The sequence below is a fragment of the Hyphomonas sp. genome, assembly GCF_046313735.1.
Taxonomy (GTDB): domain Bacteria; phylum Pseudomonadota; class Alphaproteobacteria; order Caulobacterales; family Hyphomonadaceae; genus Hyphomonas.
Map to the genome: position 1 here is coordinate 1 of NZ_JBKBXW010000115.1, position 1,855 is coordinate 1,855.

The 1,855-nt window shown below is 61.6% G+C and carries 2 protein-coding genes; one reads left to right on the plus strand and one right to left on the minus strand.

Translation table 11 applies throughout. The features are described from left to right. On the plus strand, positions 1-677 hold a 677-nt coding region (locus ACK4SV_RS16950; protein ID WP_409919020.1), incomplete at its 5' end, for a type 1 glutamine amidotransferase. Positions 678-692: 15 nt separating this feature from the next. Here the strand turns inward: ACK4SV_RS16950 and ACK4SV_RS16955 are convergent. Then, complete coding sequence (locus ACK4SV_RS16955) at positions 693-1,469, minus strand: P44/Msp2 family outer membrane protein (protein WP_409919021.1); 777 nt, start codon at positions 1,467-1,469, stop codon at positions 693-695. Positions 1,470-1,855 lie beyond the last annotated feature (386 nt).

Sequence of the window (1,855 nt, forward strand, 5' to 3'; positions counted from 1 at the left end):
AAGCCATCCGCGATCAGTTCCCGGACTATCCCGGCATGTTCCGGCAGATGTTCGACGCCGTCGATGCTGGCATACGCTGCGAGACGGTCTCCCTCGTCAAAGGTGAGGCGTTGCCGGAACCAGCAAGCCTTGAGGGCGTGCTGTATACGGGCTCGCCCGCCGGCGTGTATGAGGACCATGATTGGATTCCGCCGCTGATGCAGTTCATCCGCGTCTCCGCCGAGGTGCGTCTGCCTCAGGTGGGCATCTGCTTCGGCCATCAGGCAATGGCTGAGGCCCTGGGCGGTAAGGTCGAAAAATCCGAAAAGGGCTGGGGCGTCGGGCGTCACCGCTACGACATTCTGTCCGCCCCCGGATGGGCAGGTGAGGCGCCCTCAGGCATGGCTGTCGCGGTCAGCCACCAGGACCAGGTCGTTATCAGGCCGGACGCCGCAGACATCGTCGCGCGCTCACAGTTCACGGAATATGCGGGTCTCAGCTATCGCGGCTTTCCCGCGCTCAGCTTCCAGTGCCACCCTGAGTTTACGCCGGACTATGCCGAGGCGCTTTATGTCGCCCGCCGCGGCAAGACCCTTGCCGAGCAGGAAGTGGAAGCGGCGGTCGCGTCATTGGAGGGGGCGTGCGACCGCCGCTTCCTGGCGTCCTGGATCGCCAGCTTTCTGAAATTAGCCCGCTGACAATCCGTCGCCGGATCAGTACCGGATACGTCCGCCGAAGCTCAGCGTCGTCTGCTTGTTCTCGATGCTCAGATTGCCCGGGAACAGCTGGTTGTTGAACGTCACATCATCGGTGGCGCGGTAGGCGAGCTCCGAGAACACGTCGAACCGCTCCGTCAGCGCATAAGCCGCACCAGCTTTGATCTGCCAGGCAAACTTCGTCTCGCTGTCATTGATGATGCTGATGTCCGAAGGCCGGTAGGTGACATCGACATTCGACACGCCGATACCCGCGCCGACATAGGGCGAAATCGCGCCCATCCGGTTGAAGTCATAATAGACATTCGCGAAAACGCCGAGGTTCGAGATGTCGCCCCGGCCATCGGCCACCACCTGGCCAACCGTCGCGCCAAGCTGGGTCGGCGAACCGGCGATCACGGCGGCATCGACGCCGTCGATGATCGTCCCGCCGACACTGACACGGCTGTGCTTGTCGACATCGGCTTTTGAGTAGACGATCTCGCCGCTGACGCGGAAGCCATTGTCATACATCCGGCCGAACTCGCCGCTGAGGACATAACCTGTATCAAACTCGGTTTCCCAGCCATAGGGCGTACCAGCGGCGATCGGCGTGCCATTTGGGATCACCGGGTCTCCATTGCCCGTGTTGAATGCGCCCGTCTGGCCCGAATTGCTGCTGTCGGACTGGAAGTTGAAGCCGGCGCTGGCGGCGCCGTACCAGCCTTCGGTAAAGGCCGGGGCTGCGAGCAGGGTGAAGGCGCTGGCCATTGTCGCCAGGATCTTGGTTCTCATGGAGTGTTTCCTTTCTGGATGAGGCCGCCGCAGGGTTTGCTGGGGCGGTGTCGCACTCGACAGAGCAGGAGGTAGGATAACCTATCGCATAGACAATAGGATATTTCTGAAATTTCCGTCAGGTTACAGAAATCTTCCCGTCACCCGCCAATTTCCTTGAAGTGACAGGCCCCGCGCGTCTGGCGCGCAAACTGCAGGCGGTTGCCTTGACACCCCCGCTCGTGTTCAACACGCGCGAACCCCGTTGCACGGAGACACGAGATGCTGCCCAAACCGCTGACCGACATTGCCCCCAACACGCTGGACTTCGAAATCCTGCCGCTGGTCAAGCCGACCGGCTTTCGCGAATATGATGCGCGCTGGTGGTTCAACGGCATCGGGCATGA